This window comes from Thermoanaerobacterium calidifontis (assembly GCF_055381745.1).
On record NZ_AP042436.1, the window covers coordinates 2371662 to 2388087 of the forward strand.

General features: G+C 33.5%; 15 protein-coding genes. 2 read left to right on the top strand and 13 right to left on the bottom strand.

The genetic code is table 11. The features are described 5' to 3' along the window. Positions 1-8 precede the first annotated feature (8 nt). Positions 9-980 (bottom strand): galactose-1-phosphate uridylyltransferase, encoded by a 972-nt coding sequence (gene galT, locus ACZ42G_RS12335; RefSeq protein ID WP_464850620.1) that lies wholly within the window; start codon positions 978-980, stop codon positions 9-11. Between the two features lie 331 nt (positions 981-1311). Here galT and ACZ42G_RS12340 point away from each other — a divergent pair, with 331 nt between their 5' ends. After that, the gene (locus ACZ42G_RS12340; protein ID WP_349290107.1) at positions 1312-1365 is read left to right on the top strand and encodes a hypothetical protein; all 54 of its coding nucleotides are present in this window, start codon (positions 1312-1314) and stop codon (positions 1363-1365) included. A gap of 236 nt (positions 1366-1601) precedes the next feature. Then, positions 1602-2594: a sodium:calcium antiporter gene (locus ACZ42G_RS12345; protein WP_464850622.1), complete on the top strand. Its 993-nt coding sequence runs from the start codon at positions 1602-1604 to the stop codon at positions 2592-2594. Here ACZ42G_RS12345 and ACZ42G_RS12350 read toward each other — a convergent pair whose 3' ends face one another. The 12 genes from ACZ42G_RS12350 to ACZ42G_RS12405 all read right to left on the bottom strand — a co-directional run bounded on the left by ACZ42G_RS12350 (position 2595) and on the right by ACZ42G_RS12405 (position 16423). Beyond that, on the bottom strand, positions 2595-3098 hold the full coding sequence (locus ACZ42G_RS12350) for a flavin reductase family protein (RefSeq protein WP_464850624.1): 504 nt from the start codon (positions 3096-3098) through the stop codon (positions 2595-2597). Between the two features lie 104 nt (positions 3099-3202). Further along, positions 3203-4135 (bottom strand): SPFH domain-containing protein, encoded by a 933-nt coding sequence (locus tag ACZ42G_RS12355; RefSeq protein WP_085113174.1) that lies wholly within the window; start codon positions 4133-4135, stop codon positions 3203-3205. 2 nt (positions 4136-4137) lie between these two features. After that, positions 4138-4530, bottom strand: coding sequence for an NfeD family protein (locus ACZ42G_RS12360; RefSeq protein WP_464850626.1), 393 nt, complete (start codon positions 4528-4530; stop codon positions 4138-4140). Positions 4531-4768: 238 nt separating this feature from the next. Further along, on the bottom strand, positions 4769-6166 hold the full coding sequence (locus ACZ42G_RS12365; protein WP_464850627.1) for a family 4 glycosyl hydrolase: 1398 nt from the start codon (positions 6164-6166) through the stop codon (positions 4769-4771). A 54-nt stretch (positions 6167-6220) separates the two neighbouring features. After that, positions 6221-7078: a carbohydrate ABC transporter permease gene (locus ACZ42G_RS12370; protein ID WP_464850628.1), complete on the bottom strand. Its 858-nt coding sequence runs from the start codon at positions 7076-7078 to the stop codon at positions 6221-6223. A gap of 1 nt (position 7079) precedes the next feature. Next, the gene (locus ACZ42G_RS12375; RefSeq protein ID WP_464850630.1) at positions 7080-7967 is read right to left on the bottom strand and encodes a carbohydrate ABC transporter permease; all 888 of its coding nucleotides are present in this window, start codon (positions 7965-7967) and stop codon (positions 7080-7082) included. A gap of 65 nt (positions 7968-8032) precedes the next feature. Continuing rightward, positions 8033-9361, bottom strand: a complete 1329-nt coding sequence (locus tag ACZ42G_RS12380) for an ABC transporter substrate-binding protein (protein ID WP_464850632.1) — start codon at positions 9359-9361, stop codon at positions 8033-8035. A 111-nt stretch (positions 9362-9472) separates the two neighbouring features. Next, positions 9473-10354, bottom strand: a complete 882-nt coding sequence (locus ACZ42G_RS12385) for a glycoside hydrolase family 43 protein (protein ID WP_464850634.1) — start codon at positions 10352-10354, stop codon at positions 9473-9475. A 19-nt stretch (positions 10355-10373) separates the two neighbouring features. Beyond that, positions 10374-12437 (bottom strand): hypothetical protein, encoded by a 2064-nt coding sequence (locus ACZ42G_RS12390; protein ID WP_464850636.1) that lies wholly within the window; start codon positions 12435-12437, stop codon positions 10374-10376. Positions 12438-12452: 15 nt separating this feature from the next. Next, a complete protein-coding gene (locus tag ACZ42G_RS12395; protein ID WP_464850638.1) occupies positions 12453-14219 on the bottom strand; it encodes a sensor histidine kinase in 1767 nt (588 codons plus the stop codon). A 7-nt stretch (positions 14220-14226) separates the two neighbouring features. Further along, positions 14227-15021, bottom strand: coding sequence for a response regulator transcription factor (locus tag ACZ42G_RS12400; protein ID WP_464850640.1), 795 nt, complete (start codon positions 15019-15021; stop codon positions 14227-14229). Beyond that, complete coding sequence (locus ACZ42G_RS12405) at positions 14996-16423, bottom strand: rhamnulokinase (RefSeq protein ID WP_464850642.1); 1428 nt, start codon at positions 16421-16423, stop codon at positions 14996-14998. The genes ACZ42G_RS12400 and ACZ42G_RS12405 overlap by 26 nt, the downstream gene beginning before the upstream one ends. Positions 16424-16426: the final 3 nt, after the last annotated feature.

The window sequence follows — 16426 nt, forward strand, 5'->3', positions numbered from 1 at the left end:
CCTTTCAATTAATCTAACCTTAAGATTGAAGCTGCTTCTTCTGGCGGCGTAGGATTTATATATGCTCCTGTTGCAAGCTCAAATCCCGCAAATGTGGTAAGCCTTGGCAATATCTCTACATGCCAATGAAAATCCCGTCGATCATGATGTGGCACTGTATGAATGACTATATTGTACGGTGGATTGTCAAAAAGATCTTCATACTTCTTTATAAGCGATTTAAGTAGTGATGAAAGACTTCGTATGTCATCGTCGTCCATCTCGTTAAAAGCCTTGACATGTTTTTTAGGAAGTATCCATGATTCATACGCAAATTGCGATGCATAAGGGCATATAACTATAAACTTATCATTTTCGGCAACGATTCTTGCCTTTTCTTTCATTTCTTCATCGATGATGTGGCAGTAAGGGCATCTTCCGGTATCTGCCTCATGCCTTTCAACGCCTTTTAGCTCTCTCTCTAAAATCTCAGGTACAAATGATACGCCCATAATCTGCCAATGTCCATGTTCTAAGGAAGCACCACCGTTTGCACCAAAGTTTTTAAACATCTGAACGTACTTAATCTTCTCATCCTTCGCAATATCATCGTATCTTAAGATGAGTGCCTTCATGATGTTCTCAATGCCTTCTACTTCCATCTGCCCCAAAGTCATATAATGATGCTGGCTTTCAACGATAATCTCTGCCACACCATACCCATCGTCTGCCTTGTACAATTCACCTTCATGCTTAGCCACATTCACATCTTTTTTAAAAGCCGCAAACTTGTTGTTAAATCCTCTTAATGTCCACATGCCATCCTCCCCACGAAACTCTACAAGCGTAGGTGGCGTCATAGTTTCATTTCCAGGGCAAAATGGGCATACTCCGCTACTTTTTATGACATCTGCCTTCTTAAAATCGTGAGGCCTTTTACCTCTTTCAGTAGAAATAACTGCTATCTTGCCTGTAACAATATCATATCTAATCTCCGACATATCATCACCCTTATCAAAAAATAAAAAGCACAATTGAATCAACTAAGTAAGAAAAATCAGCTATATGTTAATCGCATGTATGTGCAACCGAGTGCACTTCTTAAGTATATAATATACTTTTTTATATAAAATGTCAATCTAATTTTTACAATCTATCGCAATATATGCGGTTTTAATGAAGCAAACAAAAAAGCACTCAAATTGATGAGTGCCTAATGCATTTATATATGTTATAATTATACTTGAGGTAGTCGAATAAGCAGGGTGCGGTTGCCACTCTCCTCATAAGGAGGTGGTTGCTATGATGAATACATATCAAACGTTGTCTTTAATGATAATGTTTGGAATGTTAATTATAGCAGTCCTCGATTTTAAGAGGAAATAACCGCCCTGCTAGCCCCAGAGCGGTTTAAAATTTTTGTAAACCGATATTAGGGCAACCGCATTTTGCGGACGGCTGCCTCTCTATTTATATTATAGCATAATTCTTAAAAAAATAAACAAAAATTTAGCTGTCTTAAATCTACTATTAAACTAATATTCCATGAATATAATCTCTCATTCCAAATTATAATTTAGTGTAGTCTTACGCTTATTCATAAATAAAAGGAGCTGTTTATATTGGCTTTGCTTACAATCATGCTTTTAATGAGCCTGGCGTTTATATTGATTTCGTGCGCTTATTTTACAAATGCCGTAGAATGGTTAGGCAAAAAGTTTAACTTAAATCAAGGAGTAATCGGAAGCATCTTTGCCGCTGTAGGAACAGCAATGCCAGAGACGATTATACCTGTAATTGCAATCATATTTCACAATGGCCAAGCATCAGAAGAAATAGGTGTTGGTGCGATAGTCGGCGCTCCCTTCATGCTGTCGACACTTGGCTTCTTTGTCACAGGTGCATCTGCAATAATATACGCTTTATTTCACAAGAGATCTTTAAAAATAACCCCTTCGCTGACTGGATTTCAAAGAGACATGTCGTATTTTATAACCATGTACTCTTTAGCCGTCATCACTTCCATAGTGAATAACTACATAGATATTAAAAACATTGTATCAATTGCTATACTTGTTTCATACTTCGTTTACGTCATCCGCACATTTTCATCCAATGATGAAAGCATAAATGATGTAAAAAATTTGTACTTCTCGGCCAATTTTCATTCAACGCCTACTGTACATCTCATCCTTTTGCAGCTTATACTTTCCCTTTTGGGAATATCCTATGGCGCCCACATATTTATAAAGTACACAGAACAAGTATCTGCGATAGCAGGGATTCCTCCAGCCATACTGTCATTAATCATAACGCCTATAGCAACCGAGCTTCCAGAAAAGCTTAACTCTGTCTTATGGATAGGTCAAAAAAAAGATACCCTTGCCCTTTTAAACATAACAGGGGCAATGGTATTTCAATCATCTGTGCCTGTCGCCATAGGCATGATGTTTACAGAATGGCATTTGACTGGGCTTACTATGCTTACAACCATGTTATCGCTTATATCATCATATATAAGCCTCTTATATGCATCCAACAAAAAAAGTTTAAGCCCATTTGTTTTGATGTCAGGCATCATTTTCTATGCAATCTTTTTAATGGCACTGCTTTGACTATTCTTTTATGTATGATGCAACAATTTCGCCAAAGTAAAACGTATGGTAATCTGGATACCATCTTTTATCAATATCAGCATCCAGATTTTCCTTTATCATCTCCTGTTTGTATATGACTTTACATTCATAGTGAAGTGAACACTCGCCTATTATAGGAGTCTCAATCTTTTGCGATGGAATAGGTGTAAGATTGCACTCCTTAAACTTATCAAAATCCCTACCTGATTTTGTGCCGCAAAATGCAATGGCTTTATTTAAGTCCTCATTTAAAGGCACGCTAATCGTAAATTCACCTGATTTTTCGATTTGATTGTACGTAAAGCGGGACTTTCTCACTGCAACTAAGAATACAGGTTTCCCCCAAAAATAAGTTATTCCTCCCCAGCCAATTATCATGGTATTTAACTTATTCTCTTTAGTAGTCAAAAATATGCCTCTTGACGTAAGCTTTTGATTCACCTCTTTTAAGTACATATCGTAAGGCACTTCTTTAATAGTCATGTTTCATCCCTCCGCAATATTTTTTACATTATACATTTTATAGCTTAACCTTAAAAAAACCAAATCATATGAAAAAGCCTCGAGTAAACTCGAGGTGTAGAAAGCTATTGATTTTTAATGAGATCTGCAACTGCCGTTATGCTTCCTAATGTTCCAACCAATTTATCAGGAATAATAAGCTTATTGGCAGGATTCTTTGCCATCTCCTGCAATGCTTCTATTTGCTTTAATGCTATGACAGTCTCATTTGTACCTGACTCTAATATGGCCTTATTTACCAATTCAATGGCCTTTGCCTGTGCTTCAGCAATCGCCTCAATGGCCTTCGCTTTGCCTTCCGCCTCTAATATCTGCGACTGCCTTAAGCCTTCAGCCTTTCTGATATTTGCTTCCTTCTCAGCCTCTGCCTGCAAAATTTTTGCCTGCTTTTGACCTTCAGCGACAGCTATGGCACTTTGTTTCTCACCTTCTGCCTGAAGTATTGTAGCTCTCTTATCTCTTTCTGCTTTCATCTGCTTTTCCATCGCTTGCCTTATTTCATCTGGCGGAGTAATATCCTTTATCTCTACAGACAGTATTTTTATGCCGTATGCGTCTGTAAGCTGATCAATCACTTTAAGAAGCTCTGCGTTTATCTTGTCCCTGCCTGACAAAACTTCGTCAAGCGTCATATCTCCAATGATGTTTCTCATGTTTGTTATTGTAGAATAGACTATACCTGATCTGTAGTTCTCTATGTTGTATATGGCATCTTTTGCACTCATTACCTTATAAAATATTACATTATCGACAGATATTTTCACATTGTCCTTCGTAATGACGTTTTGCGGCTCAATATCCAATATCTGCTGCTTTGTAGATACTTTCGCCCGTACATAATCAACAAAAGGTATCACAAAATGCCAACCCGGCTCCAACACCTTGTAAAACTGTCCCAATCTCTCAATGACGTAAACATAACCTGTTTGAACGACTTTTATGGACGCTACAGCAGCAATAAATATGAGAAGAAGCAATATTATAAACAAAATAAACACTTTTATTCCTCCAATCTCTTTACAATTAATTTATTTCCAGATATACCTGTTATAACCGCGTTGTCACCGCTTTTTAGGGGCACATCAGATTTGACAGTCCAATATATGCCTTCAAAAAATACCTGACCAGTCTTGCCGATATCGTCTTTTATCTCTATGGTCCTACCTATATACTGGTTTTCATATGGATAAGTCTTTGGTATGTTTTTAAATTTCTTTCTCAAGTATTTAAACGAAAAAATGAGTGAAACAATTCCTACTGCGAGAAATGCAAAAATCTGAATCGGTGTATTAGCTCCTAATAGATCCGCACATATTGCAAAAAAAGCTCCCATTGAAAAATTAAAAAATATGAAGTTGCTTGTAATAAGGTCAATAGCTATACCAATTATCATTATTGAAATCCATAATGTCAATAGGCTTTCCGTATTTATCCCCCTTTCTTGTTAAAAATTTGATATTTTATCTTAGTATACCACAGTATGTGTCCAACATAAAGTAGTTAGACAAGGTATTTTATAAATTTTCTATAAATTTTTTGGGCAATATAATAGAGCCGATCGCATAGTATCGGCTCTTTTAAGGAGGATCATCAATTTTAGTTTACAATAAATAGCCGTAATTATAAAGATGTTATCCTTTTATTTTCCATCCATCTAAATATTTTTTCGTATTTTCAAGCATTTCATTAAATAATTTTTTCGCATCTTTTAAAGATATTGTAACAAGCGGATCATTTACAAAAGCACTAAAAGCTAAGTCGTAATCTTTCTTTAAAGCAGCTTTTAACGTCGTTTCTTGGTTGTATAATTGCCTTAGCACAAGGCTATTTACATTGTCAGGCAATTTCCCTGATAATACAGGCTTTAGTTTATTTCCTGAAAATAAAGCATTTGTTTCAACTACCGCACCATATGGTATTCCTTCAATCTGTCCATAGTTGGGAATATTGACATTAGTCACTAAATCACCTAAGCCTAATAGCGCTTTAATTTGCCTAACGCCTTCTTCACCTGTTTCCTTTAACTCAAATTTTTCCTGGCCTGTCTTAAGCCTTTTACTTCTTTCAAGCCTGCGCTTCAAGTCTTCTTTTCTCCAACTTACAGTCGTTAAGCCAAACATCCATTCTCTGACTGTCTCTGGATCTTTTAAATACCAATATCCCGGCACAAATTCCGCCAGATGTCTATCACCCGCTGCAGCTATCACTCGATATCTTAAAAACAGATCAAATTTTACTCTCTCTGCAGATACAAACGAATTGTTCATCCAATTATTGTTAGCATCGCTGACAAATCCACTTTCATAGTACTTATTCACAAATTGTTTATAAACATGCATTAAATCTATGTCTTTGTATCTTGCATTGTCGATCCATGTAAAATGATTTATCCCTAAAACATTTATCTTTATCTCTTCTCTTGTAACATCATTAATGCCTTCTATATCCTGCAAAGCACGAGATAATAGCTTTTGTGTGCCAAAAACTTCATGGCAACATCCAAAAGCTTTAACTTGAGGGAAAATTTCATATAATGTCCTGACACAAAGCGTCATAGGATTTGTATAATTTATGACCCACGCATCAGGACAATGCTCTTTAATCGCATTGGCAATATCCACAAACATCGGAATTGTCCTTAAAGCTCTGACTATTCCACCAGGTCCTACTGTATCACCTACTGACTGGTAAATGCCATACTTTTCTGGTGCATGAACATCAGATTCCATCTCATCGAACGTACCTGGCAAAATAGATATTATGACAAAATCAGCACCTTTTAGTGACTCTTCTAATGTCTCACAGGCTTTATAAAGCCATTTGCCTTTAACGTCTTGTCTCATTGATAGAGCATTGCCTATTATCTCATTGTCATGTGCCGCATCATAATCTATGTCGTACAGCTTTACTGTGCCAGAAATGCTCTCTTCCTTTGCTAAGTCGGTCATTAAATTCCACGCCCATCCTCTTGAGCCACCACCGATATAAGCAATAGTGATGTCATTCACCTTTCCATCTGTATACCTCATTAAGCTTAACCTCCTGACCTAAAATAAAATTTATTGAGTAGATTTATACTTAGTTTAGTTCTTTAATCCAGTTGTTGCAATACCTTCAACGAAGTATTTTTGCGCTGAAAAAAATATTATAATACTTGGTATCATTGAAATAATTGTCATTGCCATTATTTGGTTCCAATTTACAACTGAAGTCCCATCGATTGTCATATTAAGCCCGAGAGAAACTGTGTATTTTTCTACACTATTGATATATATCAATGGATTAAAAAAGTCATTCCAGGTCCAAATGAACTGAAATATACACATAGAAATAATTGCAGGTTTGCACAATGGTATTAAAATTTTTATAAGTATTTGAAATGAGTTGCAACCATCAATCGTAGCGGATTCTTCTAATTCTTTTGGAAGACCTCGTAAAAACTGTACCATCATAAAAATGAAAAAAGGTGTTGTTCCGAACAAAGCAGGAACGATAAATGGTTTATAAGTGTTTATCCAGCCTAACCAATTAAACAATATATATCTTGGTATCAAAACCGCAGTACCCGGCAACATCATGGTAGATATCATCAACGTAAACAAAATAGTTTTAAGCGGAAATTCAAATCTTGCAAATCCATAGGCTACAATTGTCGATGATATAGCAGTAAAGACAACAACAGGTACAACAAGCGTAATGCTGTTTAAAATAAATGTGCCAAAAGAGTATTGTCCCGTACCTTTCCATCCTTCAAAGTATGAATTTGTCACAATGTGTTTTGGTATAAGACTTATCGACTTAAAGATTTCATCATTTGATTTAAATGATGATGCAAAAACCCAAAGCAAAGGATATATCATGAAAATACCAAAAGCAACCAAGAAAACATATATAAATACTTTTCTGGCTATATCGTTCTTTTGACTATTCTTTGCTTTCATGTCATCTACCTCCATTTTCATAATACACCCATGTATTTGAAGATTTAAATATTATAACTGTAACAATCAATATTAGCAAAAATAAAATCCAAGACAAGGCAGATGAATAACCCATCCTAAAATACCTAAAAGCATTATCATAAATCAACATGCTGTATACATAAGTAGAGTTCATCGGTCCTCCACCAGTTATTACATATGGTCCTGTGAATTCCTGGAAAGCATTTATAGTCTGCATAACCAAATTGAATAATAGCACAGGTGATATCATAGGCAAAGTTATTGAGAAAAACCTTCTTATTTTACTGGCACCATCTAACATAGATGCTTCATACAACTCATTTGGGACCTGTTTTAGGGCCGCCAAGAATATTACCATAGAAGACCCAAATTCCCACACTGACAATAAACTTATAGTAAATAATGATATGTGTGGGTTCCCAAGCCAACTTGGCCCGTGTATATGAAAGTATGAAAGAAATTTATTCATAATACCATTATCCATGAATAAAAACTTCCATATAACAGATAAAGCAACACTTCCTCCAAAAATAGAAGGTAGATAATAAGTTGTTCTAAACACATTAACTCCTTTAATATCAACATTTAAGATCATTGCAACAAAAAGTGCAAAACATAATTTTAAAGGAACTGTCATTAATACATATTTTATAGTATTAATTAAAGACGGCCAAAAATACATATCTTTAGTAAACATAGTTATATAATTGCCTAATCCAATAAATACAGGTGATTTTGTAATACTGTAGTTACAAAACGAATAGATAAAAGTCATAGCAAATGGGTACAGAGTAAATATCAAAAAACCTATAAGCCATGGACTAATATATAAATAGCCCATCAAATTTCTTTTTTTATTGTAACTCATTAAATTAACCACTCCTTCATAATGTTTCATAGGGTGAGCTTTAACACACCCTATGAAACTAATTTTTATTGCTGGCTTTTTAATTCTGGAAGTTTCTGTTTATAAGTATTTATCAATTCATCAGCAGCCTGCTCCGGCGTTATCTTTTTATAAGCCAATTCTTGTATGATATCAGTATTTATCTTTTCTAACTCTTGATTACCACTTATACCGTTTTCAGGAGGTGCCATCTTTTCCATAGCTTGATTTGCATTATCAGTTAGAGTCGAATCCAGCAAGTTATTTTCTGATAAAATTTTGCGTGCATCTACGGTAGCCGGAACTCCTCTAACATCTTTAAGTGTCTTTATAGCATCTGTATCCGTAAAGAACCAATTTAAAAATTTTGCTGCTTCATCGATATTTTTAGAATCTTTATTAATAGCAATAAGCTGTGATGGTCTTACAACTATGCCTGTCTGTTTTGCATTAGGATCAATCGGCGGCAATGCCAATGACAAATTCTTTATATTTGCTTTTACACCAGCATATATAGATGACCAGTTCCAAAGCATACCTGTTTGACCATTAAGCCACATAGGATTTTGATCAGGTTTTCCCTCGTATGGAGCACTTTGAGAAAATGGCTCTATAGCACCTACTTCAAACAAATCGTTTAAATATTTAAATGCTTCTGTCAACGTCTGCTTATCAAAACCTAAAGTGTAATCATCTTTTACCCATTGATTTCCAGTTTTTTGCCCCACGTATGTGACCAAAATATAATCACAGATAGTAGAATCAGCATCTAAAAGATAAGCATTTTTATCCTTTTCATGTACCATCTTAGCAGTTTGCAAGAGATTATCCCATGTCCAAACTGTCTTATCATCTATGCCAAATTTATTAAAAAAGTCTTTGTTAATATACATGGCCGAATTATTTATTCCTGTTGGCAAACCTATCAACTTATTGTTGACATAGCAATAATTTTTAAGAAAATTTTGATCAAATGCATTCACATTGATATCTTTTAACTTACTTAGATCTGCAAAAAAATCACCTTGGCTAAAAAGTTGCTGCAACCATGTTACATCTATTTGTATAAGATCAGGTGCTGTACCACTACTTAATTGAGTTATCAGCTTTTGGAGATAGTCAGTAACGCCACCATATTCAGCATTAATCTTTACATTGGGATGTTCTTTTTCATAAAGACTTATAGCATCAAGTGTTGCTTTATGTCTGGCATCTCCACCCCACCACATAAATCTTAGTGTTACAGTTTTTTGATTAGTATTATTTTCAGAACTATTTTTCGATGAACTCGAAGAATTCGAAGAGCTGCTACATCCTGCAACTAATGAAATTATCAAAAGAAGCGATATTAACAGAGATGTAAGTTTTTTAAACATTTTCAATACCTCCTTAGAAATTTATTAACTACTCTAAAAACATTATATTATGTATATTCAATGTGTTAAAGGTATTCAATTTAATATATGGTATCATTATTTGTCATCTAATCATAGGACATCATTAAACACAGATTTTTCTAAAGTTATAAAAAGGGGCCGTTCTTCTTTCCTTTTATTAGGTGTGTGTAATGCCAATGTTAGATTCCCTTCAAAGGTTTTAAATATCATACCATGCCCGCCATCACATGCAAAAATTGGACTTTCACTGTGCACCCATGGACCAGTTATTTTACCTGTTTTCGATAATGATATGCCAACAGCGTATATATTGTTTTCAATAAAACTAGACCAAAACATATAAAGCTTTCCCTTTTCAGACTTATAAATAAAAGGACCATCTGTAACGTAGCATTCATGATCATTAATCTTTTTAATACTTCTTGTCCAATTGGCATTGGAAGCTTTAAAAAGTGTAATAGGATTTCCTACCATTGTTTTTAAATCTTTCGATAATCTTACAGCACAAATTTCCCCATCATATATTTGAACCCATTCATGGCAAAATATCATCCATGGTTCCCCATCTTCATCTACATAAAAAGTCCCATCTAGACACATCCAATCTTTTGGTGTCACCGGTTCAATACTCCATGGTTTATATGGCCCACTTATTTTTTCAGATACTAAAATTTGCGTTCCTCTATTTCTGCCATCAGCGAAAAATGTAGCAAACATATAATACATATCATTGTATTTATGCACTTCTGGAGCCCAAAAATTTTTATCCCAAATGAAGTTTTTATCCGGCCTAAATGCAGCAAAAGGCCCTTCAAAATTTTCTAAATCGGATGACTTATAGTAATCAAATCCAGTTGCTTTCTCATCATTCCAACAGTTCATATCAGTAGTACCAAACATATAATACATTTTTTCATCTGGTACTGGAATTATAAATGGATCTCGTATATAAAGATCTTTTCGTTTAATCATTTCCAATTCCTCCAATTCATCATATCATCGGTTTTAGTCCTTCCCATTCAACATCCCACATTCCATTTTTAGGAAATCCAGGTGTATCTTCATTATTCCCATCCCAACCAGCCGTCATAAGAGCCATTGCCGCCAACAGTCCACCATTTCCGGGTAAATATACTGGTAGTTCTTTATTCGGTATTTGATTGTTATGACCATTTACCATATAAGTATTTTTTGGTGAATCCATTAAAAGAATATTTATTGCTGTCTCCGGTTCATTTAATCTCGTTGCAGTCATAGCCATCATCGGAAAATCCCAACCCCACATTTCATCAAATTTCCACTCTTTTAATACTTTATGCAAAGTCCTCCTCATCGTTTCCTTGTCAACTTTGCGGCCTGGTAACATTCCCAATGCTGCAAGCATAGATGGATGGTCAAAATTAAATTTCTCATAAGTGTTAATACATCTTTCATGCGATATATACACACCGTCTTTTGAAGGTAAATTAGCTAACTTAAAACGTATTTCATTCCACTCTGAGCTTACGTTTAGTCCTAACCTTTCCATCCATTTAACTGCTATTTCCAATGCAAACGAAAAATACTCCAATTCAAATGCTGGGTTCAATGTCGCATTAGGGGCATGATTTTCTTGTGCTGGAATCAAAGGTGGTGCAAGTATATATCTATCATTTTTCCTATCATATACAACAAATGATGCAATAAAATCAGCAGTATTAATTACTATGTCTTTAAGCATATCTAATGTTTCTTCTGAAGGATTTTCTCTAAAAAACAATTCACTGTAATACATAATATGAGGCTGCTGCCAAACAAGCAATGGCCCTATCGGAGAAGGACTTTCCCTTCCATCCGGTCCAACCATTTTAGGCCAGCGCACACCTTTGTATCCTTGCTTTCTCGCAATGTCACGTGATACACTGAAAATGCTCCTGTACCACCACATACTTCTGCTCAGCAAAGGCATTCTACCCCATAAAGCAAAATGTACGGCATGCCACCAATGCATTTCCAAATGAAATTTTCCATACCAGCTATTACAAGTGAGTCCTGTCTCTTGCGGCGGCATAGAACCTGAGCATTGAATAGCTGTAAGATATTGTGAAAGTATTACTCTCCTCTCCAATTCAAAAGCTCTTTTATCCTCACACCTTGAAAAATCTATTGCACCACCTCTGCTCCAAAAGTTATTCCAATATTCTTTACATATTTTTTTGCTTTCTACAAATGAATGTGAACATTTAAAAGGTTTTTGCTTCGAAAACAAACACGAAAATTCTATTCTTCCATTATACTCTTTTTGCTTTAATGCAAAATGATTTTTCCCGATTCTATCTAAATAAACGCCTTTTGAGTACTCTATTTTTACAAAATAAGCATCTTCATCGATAGTTCTCAATAATTCAATAAAATCTCTACCATAATCAACCACATTTGTATCATGTCTATCATTTCTATCCCAATCGGAGCCTGATATATTGGCCGCACCATATGGAAATTTCATTTCAACATACATCTTATTTTGCTTTAACAGTTCTGACTCAACAGAAAAATTTATCATATCTTCGTATGGATGGCAAAAAGTTTCAACGTGAACAGGTACTTTTTCGACTTTAAAATCACTTATTAATATTCCGTTCCACAAATCTAATACTTGGTGTATTTCGAAAATATCTTTCAATTCTGCTTTTGTGCCATCGTTGAGAATTATATTTAATCCTATATTGCATAAATTAATCCTATGAGGATTGCTCCTCAACCAGTCAAATACATTTTCTTGATTTTCTGCTGATGTTGCATATCCAACTTTTCGGTCAAATACATCGTAATACTTGAGATTCAAATCTTCCAAAGTATAATAGCCCTTATCATTCTGTGCCGGCGTAGTATGAAATCCCCATTGTGACATTGTACATAAAGGAATACTTTTATAGTCATCAATAAAAGTTTGCATTCCAGTTATATCAGCTGTAAAAGCAATTTCTCCATTACCTACTGACAATGGATTTTCGATATCTGCTTTTTCTAAAATCACATTATGCCTTTTTACAAGGTCATATCTGTTAATTCCCATGTTTTCATCCTTCTTTCACTTATTACAATCATCATTATTCTGATTTTTTAATTGATATGGAAAAATTATATATACGGCAGTACCAATATTCAATTTACTTCTCATTAATATTTCATAATCTTTCCCATAAAGAAGTTTTAACCGCTCATTTGTATTCATTAATCCAATATGTTCATTAAAATCAAAATCTGAGTCAAGAATTCTTTTTACATAATTTAACCTTTCTTTAGACATTCCTATACCATTATCAATTACCGAAATTTTTATTTTCTTTTTATCAACTGCTTTTATTTTGATTTTTATTGATCCTTCATAATTTTTCTTCTTGAGTCCATGTTTTATAGAATTTTCTATCAAATGTTGCAACATCAGTTTCATCATAAGACACGATAAAATACTTTCATCATAAATTAAATTTACTTTAAATTTATCTCTATGCCTGACCTTCAATATTTGTATATATGCCTTTGTATTTTCAATTTCTTCTTTTACAGTTACTGTTTCATTCGGATTGCTTAACAAGTACTTCAAAATCTGTGACAAATTTTCAATCATTTTTGTGACATCATTAGGACCGTTTGTATATGACAATGCCCTAAGATAAATAATCTCCAGCGCATTAGACAAAAAATGAGGACTAATTTGTGATTGCAACGCTAATAACTCCATTGCTTTCATTTTATACTTCTTTTCTGCTAATTCCATCTTCAACTGACTTTTTTCAATATAACTATTAATAATATTGTAAATTATATAGCTGTACTCATCTCTACTTTCTACTGGGATTTCTGGAAATATCTCATTTGTCTTTTCTGCGTCTATAATCTTTAATATTTTATTTACATTTTCGTAATTTCGCTTAGTGATTCTAAATGTTATCAAAATCACAAAAAAAATTGACGTTAAAAGTAAAACTAAAGTCATCTTTAAAAGCTTTATAGGAACTTCATAAAGATATTTTTTAGGAACTATAGACACATATTTTACATTATAATTTGGAGATTCTAATTTTGTTATTATATTTGCTTTGCTATAATTATCTAAGTCTATTTTCCCAGTAAAATTCCCATTAATATTTTGACATATTAAATTGTCGTGAGCATCTAATATAAGAATTTTTTGGTCAGGAAATATTGTTGAAGTATTAAGCAAATTTTCAATATAGTCCAAATATATATTTAGTACAAGTACACCATCAATTTTATCCCCATTAAAGTTTGCAATTTTTTTGTATATGCTTAGAACTTTTATCCCTTTTTTATCAAAACTATACAATTTTAAATTTCTAACCTCTATCCAAGAAATCTCATCTTTTGGTGCATTTAAAAAGCTGTCATACCATTTATTATCAATATAATTTTTTACAGAATTAATACCATTTCCTGTCACCAAAAAATTTTTATTAGAATTGTTAAAATACAAATAAATTGACTGTATATAAGATTCCGAAAACGACGTAGAATCAAATAAGCTTTCTATCATGCTAAGATGCCACATATCATCTAAAGAATATTTATTAGTATTTAAAATTCTCTCCAAATACAACGTCACATCTTTATTTGTCCCAAACGTTAAATAAATTTTATTTATATCGTTAAACAAAATTGACAAATCATTACTACTCTGTTTTAATATTTCTCTACTATTTTTGTATATTTCATCTCTAACATATCTTTCTGTTATTAATATTGAAAATGAACCTAATACAATGACAATTAAAATTAACGGCAATGCTAAGATTAAAAGATTTTTATAAAAAAATTTGCTGTTTAACTCTTTCATCTATAAATCATTCCTCAAAATTTATTGCTGAATTTACAAATTCTCTTGGGGATTTTTTAAAATATTTTTTAAATGCTCTAGTAAAATTTTTCGGATTTTTATATCCAATCATATAACTTATTTCATAAGTTTTGTACAAAGGATTTTTCAGAAACTCTACGGCTTTTTTCATCCTAACCTCTGTTATATAATCAGAAAAATTCATGCCAGTTTTTTGTTTAAAATATTTGCTTAAATAACACGGATTCATATAAACTACCTTAGCCACATCTTCCAATGTCACATCGCTGTAATGTTCATCAACATATTTTTCTATGATTGAAATTATACTGTTGTACTGATCAATTTCATTGTTATATGAGTTATTTATTTCCTTTGTATTTTCATTGTCTAATTCTTTTTTTATTCTGCTGAAAACATCAATTATTTCATTATATTTAGTAGGTTTTACTATATAATCTTTAACACCATATCTTAACGCCTGTCTGGCATATTCAAAGTCAGTATAACCACTGATTATAACTACTTTAGTGTTTATATTACTTTCAAAAATTTTCTTTGCCAACTCTATACCAGACATAACTGGCATTTTTATATCACATAAAATTGTATCAACCTTATTTTTACATAAATACTCAAAACATTCTCCACCATTTTCAAATTCTTCCACAACAGTAAAGCCCATTTTTCCCCATGGAAAGCAGTTAACTAATCCTGTTCTTATCTCATATTCATCTTCTACTACTACAAGCGTATAAATATTAGACACCACCTTCCTATTTAACAAACATCTTCCCATCATTCTCTATAGACTTCTTTATTATCTTTCTTCCTTCTCTCAAATCTTTTATATATCCCAATGCCATAAGCTGAACTATCACATTGCCATAGATTGAAGCTTCTACAGGACCTGTTATGACTTTTTTACCTGTGATATCCGCAGTTAACTTGCATAGGAACTTATCCTGTATACCGCCACCAACCATATGGATAGTATCTATTTCTCGCCCTACAATATCTTCTAAATTGTTTAAGCAATTCTTGCATTGTTCGACTATACCATTGTAAGCAGCTCTCGCTATATCACCAATATTCTGCGGCAAACCCTGTCCCGTTTCTACACAATATTGCTTTATTGCTTCAGCCATATCATCGGGAGCTATAAACAATTTGTCATTGGGATTTATGATGAATTTTTCGTTCTCTGCTTTAGATGCCATCTGGCTGATTTCTGGAAATCCTATTTTAATGCCATTTGAATTCCAGCTTTGTTTTAATTGCTGAATAATCCACAAACCATTAATATTTTTAAGTAGCCTTATACAACCTTCTACTCCACCTTCATTTGTAAAATTGTACTTCTTTGTATTTTCATTTATTATAGGTTTTTCACTTTCAACACCTAATAATGACCAAGTACCACAAATCAAATAAGCACTTGAACCATTTTCAATAGGTGTGCCTGCAACTGCTGACGCCGTATCATGGCTGCCAACAGAAATCACGGGAATATTAGATAGCCCCGTTTCTTCCTGAATTTCTTTTGTCAGATAACCTATTATATTCCCTGGCATCAATATCTTTTGAAAAATGCCTTCTGGCAAATTTAACTTTTTCATAAGGTCTCTTGCCCAATCTTTCTTATTAGCATCCAGCATTTGCGACGTCGATGCAACGGTATATTCATTGTATTTCTCATTAGTCAGATAAAAGTTAAACAAATCTGGCATAAATAACAATGTCTTTGCATTATCCAATAATTCTGGGCGCTTTTTATAATCACAATACAGTTGAAATATTGTATTAAACTCCATAAACTGTATGCCCGTCACGTCATAAATCTCTTGCAACAACGCCATATTTTCAAAATCTTTTATTATCCCCTCTGTTCTTTTATCCCTGTAATGAAAAGGATTTGATATCAATTGATCGTTTTTATCAAGCAACCCATAATCAACACCCCATGTGTCTATGCCAATACTGGATATTTTAATTTTTCTTTTGGATACTAATTTTAATCCGTTTTTTAATTCGTGAAAAAGCCTCAAAAAACCCCAATAAAACGATTGTCCCAGCTTGACTGGCTCATTTGGAAATCTATAAATCTCTTCAATCGTGATTTTTTCGCCATCAAACGCAGATAGCATAAGGCGTCCACTTGAAGCTCCAAAATCAAAAGCCAGATTATATACAATATCTTTCATTGA